The sequence below is a fragment of the Kitasatospora papulosa genome (assembly GCF_000717245.1).
GTDB classification, from domain to species: Bacteria; Actinomycetota; Actinomycetes; order Streptomycetales; family Streptomycetaceae; genus Streptomyces; species Streptomyces papulosus.
This window is the reverse complement of record NZ_JNYQ01000047.1, coordinates 1-5,067: the sequence shown is the minus strand read 5'-3', so window position 1 is coordinate 5,067 and position 5,067 is coordinate 1. Positions and strand designations below refer to the sequence as shown.

4 protein-coding genes are annotated in these 5,067 nt (G+C 56.7%); all 4 read left to right on the top strand.

The features are described 5' to 3' along the window. Positions 1-89 precede the first annotated feature (89 nt). On the top strand, positions 90-3,155 hold the full coding sequence (gene gpJ, locus IA22_RS34660) for a phage attachment tail tip protein J (protein WP_421702159.1): 3,066 nt from the start codon (positions 90-92) through the stop codon (positions 3,153-3,155). Next, entirely contained in the window at positions 3,145-3,474 is a 330-nt protein-coding gene (locus tag IA22_RS38420) for a phage tail tip domain-containing protein (protein ID WP_421702157.1), read from the top strand. Before gpJ ends, IA22_RS38420 begins: the two co-directional genes overlap by 11 nt. A 61-nt stretch (positions 3,475-3,535) precedes the next feature. Continuing rightward, the gene (gene lom / locus IA22_RS36080; protein WP_001246632.1) at positions 3,536-4,156 is read left to right on the top strand and encodes an outer membrane beta-barrel protein Lom; all 621 of its coding nucleotides are present in this window, start codon (positions 3,536-3,538) and stop codon (positions 4,154-4,156) included. A gap of 64 nt (positions 4,157-4,220) precedes the next feature. Beyond that, on the top strand, positions 4,221-5,067 hold an 847-nt coding region (locus tag IA22_RS36075; RefSeq protein ID WP_038273416.1), incomplete at its 3' end, for a prophage tail fiber N-terminal domain-containing protein.

Genomic DNA, 5,067 nt, shown 5'->3' with positions numbered 1-5,067 from the left:
GTGGTCAGGTTGTGGTGATTGGTCGCTGATGCAAAATGTTTTATGTGAAACCGCCTGCGGGCGGTTTTGTCATTTATGGAGCGTGAGGAATGGGTAAAGGAAGCAGTAAGGGGCATACCCCGCGCGAAGCGAAGGACAACCTGAAGTCCACGCAGTTGCTGAGTGTGATCGATGCCATCAGCGAAGGGCCGATTGAAGGTCCGGTGGATGGCTTAAAAAGCGTGCTGCTGAACAGTACGCCGGTGCTGGACACTGAGGGGAATACCAACATATCCGGTGTCACGGTGGTGTTCCGGGCTGGTGAGCAGGAGCAGACTCCGCCGGAGGGATTTGAATCCTCCGGCTCCGAGACGGTGCTGGGTACGGAAGTGAAATATGACACGCCGATCACCCGCACCATTACGTCTGCAAACATCGACCGTCTGCGCTTTACCTTCGGTGTACAGGCACTGGTGGAAACCACCTCAAAGGGTGACAGGAATCCGTCGGAAGTCCGCCTGCTGGTTCAGATACAACGTAACGGTGGCTGGGTGACGGAAAAAGACATCACCATTAAGGGCAAAACCACCTCGCAGTATCTGGCCTCGGTGGTGATGGGTAACCTGCCGCCGCGCCCGTTTAATATCCGGATGCGCAGGATGACGCCGGACAGCACCACAGACCAGCTGCAGAACAAAACGCTCTGGTCGTCATACACTGAAATCATCGATGTGAAACAGTGCTACCCGAACACGGCACTGGTCGGCGTGCAGGTGGACTCGGAGCAGTTCGGCAGCCAGCAGGTGAGCCGTAATTATCATCTGCGCGGGCGTATTCTGCAGGTGCCGTCGAACTATAACCCGCAGACGCGGCAATACAGCGGTATCTGGGACGGAACGTTTAAACCGGCATACAGCAACAACATGGCCTGGTGTCTGTGGGATATGCTGACCCATCCGCGCTACGGCATGGGGAAACGTCTTGGTGCGGCGGATGTGGATAAATGGGCGCTGTATGTCATCGGCCAGTACTGCGACCAGTCAGTGCCGGACGGCTTTGGCGGCACGGAGCCGCGCATCACCTGTAATGCGTACCTGACCACACAGCGTAAGGCGTGGGATGTGCTCAGCGATTTCTGCTCGGCGATGCGCTGTATGCCGGTATGGAACGGGCAGACGCTGACGTTCGTGCAGGACCGACCGTCGGATAAGACGTGGACCTATAACCGCAGTAATGTGGTGATGCCGGATGATGGCGCGCCGTTCCGCTACAGCTTCAGCGCCCTGAAGGACCGCCATAATGCCGTTGAGGTGAACTGGATTGACCCGAACAACGGCTGGGAGACGGCGACAGAGCTTGTTGAAGATACGCAGGCCATTGCCCGTTACGGTCGTAATGTTACGAAGATGGATGCCTTTGGCTGTACCAGCCGGGGGCAGGCACACCGCGCCGGGCTGTGGCTGATTAAAACAGAACTGCTGGAAACGCAGACCGTGGATTTCAGCGTCGGCGCAGAAGGGCTTCGCCATGTACCGGGCGATGTTATTGAAATCTGCGATGATGACTATGCCGGTATCAGCACCGGTGGTCGTGTGCTGGCGGTGAACAGCCAGACCCGGACGCTGACGCTCGACCGTGAAATCACGCTGCCATCCTCCGGTACCGCGCTGATAAGCCTGGTTGACGGAAGTGGCAATCCGGTCAGCGTGGAGGTTCAGTCCGTCACCGACGGCGTGAAGGTAAAAGTGAGCCGTGTTCCTGACGGTGTTGCTGAATACAGCGTATGGGAGCTGAAGCTGCCGACGCTGCGCCAGCGACTGTTCCGCTGCGTGAGTATCCGTGAGAACGACGACGGCACGTATGCCATCACCGCCGTGCAGCATGTGCCGGAAAAAGAGGCCATCGTGGATAACGGGGCGCACTTTGACGGCGAACAGAGTGGCACGGTGAATGGTGTCACGCCGCCAGCGGTGCAGCACCTGACCGCAGAAGTCACTGCAGACAGCGGGGAATATCAGGTGCTGGCGCGATGGGACACACCGAAGGTGGTGAAGGGCGTGAGTTTCCTGCTCCGTCTGACCGTAACAGCGGACGACGGCAGTGAGCGGCTGGTCAGCACGGCCCGGACGACGGAAACCACATACCGCTTCACGCAACTGGCGCTGGGGAACTACAGGCTGACAGTCCGGGCGGTAAATGCGTGGGGGCAGCAGGGCGATCCGGCGTCGGTATCGTTCCGGATTGCCGCACCGGCAGCACCGTCGAGGATTGAGCTGACGCCGGGCTATTTTCAGATAACCGCCACGCCGCATCTTGCCGTTTATGACCCGACGGTACAGTTTGAGTTCTGGTTCTCGGAAAAGCAGATTGCGGATATCAGACAGGTTGAAACCAGCACGCGTTATCTTGGTACGGCGCTGTACTGGATAGCCGCCAGTATCAATATCAAACCGGGCCATGATTATTACTTTTATATCCGCAGTGTGAACACCGTTGGCAAATCGGCATTCGTGGAGGCCGTCGGTCGGGCGAGCGATGATGCGGAAGGTTACCTGGATTTTTTCAAAGGCAAGATAACCGAATCCCATCTCGGCAAGGAGCTGCTGGAAAAAGTCGAGCTGACGGAGGATAACGCCAGCAGACTGGAGGAGTTTTCGAAAGAGTGGAAGGATGCCAGTGATAAGTGGAATGCCATGTGGGCTGTCAAAATTGAGCAGACCAAAGACGGCAAACATTATGTCGCGGGTATTGGCCTCAGCATGGAGGACACGGAGGAAGGCAAACTGAGCCAGTTTCTGGTTGCCGCCAATCGTATCGCATTTATTGACCCGGCAAACGGGAATGAAACGCCGATGTTTGTGGCGCAGGGCAACCAGATATTCATGAACGACGTGTTCCTGAAGCGCCTGACGGCCCCCACCATTACCAGCGGCGGCAATCCTCCGGCCTTTTCCCTGACACCGGACGGAAAGCTGACCGCTAAAAATGCGGATATCAGTGGCAGTGTGAATGCGAACTCCGGGACGCTCAGTAATGTGACGATAGCTGAAAACTGTACGATAAACGGTACGCTGAGGGCGGAAAAAATCGTCGGGGACATTGTAAAGGCGGCGAGCGCGGCTTTTCCGCGCCAGCGTGAAAGCAGTAGGTCCCCGTACTGTCACCGTGACCGATGACCATCCTTTTGATCGCCAGATAGTGGTGCTTCCGCTGACGTTTCGCGGAAGTAAGCGTACTGTCAGCGGCAGGACAACGTATTCGATGTGTTATCTGAAAGTACTGATGAACGGTGCGGTGATTTATGATGGCGCGGCGAACGAGGCGGTACAGGTGTTCTCCCGTATTGTTGACATGCCAGCGGGTCGGGGAAACGTGATCCTGACGTTCACGCTTACGTCCACACGGCATTCGGCAGATATTCCGCCGTATACGTTTGCCAGCGATGTGCAGGTTATGGTGATTAAGAAACAGGCGCTGGGCATCAGCGTGGTCTGAGTGTGTTACAGAGGTTCGTCCGGGAACGGGCGTTTTATTATAAAACAGTGAGAGGTGAACGATGCGTAATGTGTGTATTGCCGTTGCTGTCTTTGCCGCACTTGCGGTGACAGTCACTCCGGCCCGTGCGGAAGGTGGACATGGTACGTTTACGGTGGGCTATTTTCAAGTGAAACCGGGTACATTGCCGTCGTTGTCGGGCGGGGATACCGGTGTGAGTCATCTGAAAGGGATTAACGTGAAGTACCGTTATGAGCTGACGGACAGTGTGGGGGTGATGGCTTCCCTGGGGTTCGCCGCGTCGAAAAAGAGCAGCACAGTGATGACCGGGGAGGATACGTTTCACTATGAGAGCCTGCGTGGACGTTATGTGAGCGTGATGGCCGGACCGGTTTTACAAATCAGTAAGCAGGTCAGTGCGTACGCCATGGCCGGAGTGGCTCACAGTCGGTGGTCCGGCAGTACAATGGATTACCGTAAGACGGAAATCACTCCCGGGTATATGAAAGAGACGACCACTGCCAGGGACGAAAGTGCAATGCGGCATACCTCAGTGGCGTGGAGTGCAGGTATACAGATTAATCCGGCAGCGTCCGTCGTTGTTGATATTGCTTATGAAGGCTCCGGCAGTGGCGACTGGCGTACTGACGGATTCATCGTTGGGGTCGGTTATAAATTCTGATTAGCCAGGTAACACAGTGTTATGACAGCCCGCCGGAACCGGTGGGCTTTTTTGTGGGGTGAATATGGCAGTAAAGATTTCAGGAGTCCTGAAAGACGGCACAGGAAAACCGGTACAGAACTGCACCATTCAGCTGAAAGCCAGACGTAACAGCACCACGGTGGTGGTGAACACGGTGGGCTCAGAGAATCCGGATGAAGCCGGGCGTTACAGCATGGATGTGGAGTACGGTCAGTACAGTGTCATCCTGCAGGTTGACGGTTTTCCACCATCGCACGCCGGGACCATCACCGTGTATGAAGATTCACAACCGGGGACGCTGAATGATTTTCTCTGTGCCATGACGGAGGATGATGCCCGGCCGGAGGTGCTGCGTCGTCTTGAACTGATGGTGGAAGAGGTGGCGCGTAACGCGTCCGTGGTGGCACAGAGTACGGCAGACGCGAAGAAATCAGCCGGCGATGCCAGTGCATCAGCTGCTCAGGTCGCGGCCCTTGTGACTGATGCAACTGACTCAGCACGCGCCGCCAGCACGTCCGCCGGACAGGCTGCATCGTCAGCTCAGGAAGCGTCCTCCGGCGCAGAAGCGGCATCAGCAAAGGCCACTGAAGCGGAAAAAAGTGCCGCAGCCGCAGAGTCCTCAAAAAACGCGGCGGCCACCAGTGCCGGTGCGGCGAAAACGTCAGAAACGAATGCTGCAGCGTCACAACAATCAGCCGCCACGTCTGCCTCCACCGCGGCCACGAAAGCGTCAGAGGCCGCCACTTCAGCACGAGATGCGGTGGCCTCAAAAGAGGCAGCAAAATCATCAGAAACGAACGCATCATCAAGTGCCGGTCGTGCAGCTTCCTCGGCAACGGCGGCAGAAAATTCTGCCAGGGCGGCAAAAACGTCCGAGACGAATGCCAGGT

Excerpts from the sequence above, each read along its gene's own strand:
- lom (WP_001246632.1), top strand. The coding sequence starts at position 3,536 with ATGCGTAATGTGTGTATTGCCGTTGCTGTCTTTGCCGCACTTGCGGTG.
- gpJ (WP_421702159.1), top strand. The coding sequence starts at position 90 with ATGGGTAAAGGAAGCAGTAAGGGGCATACCCCGCGCGAAGCGAAGGAC.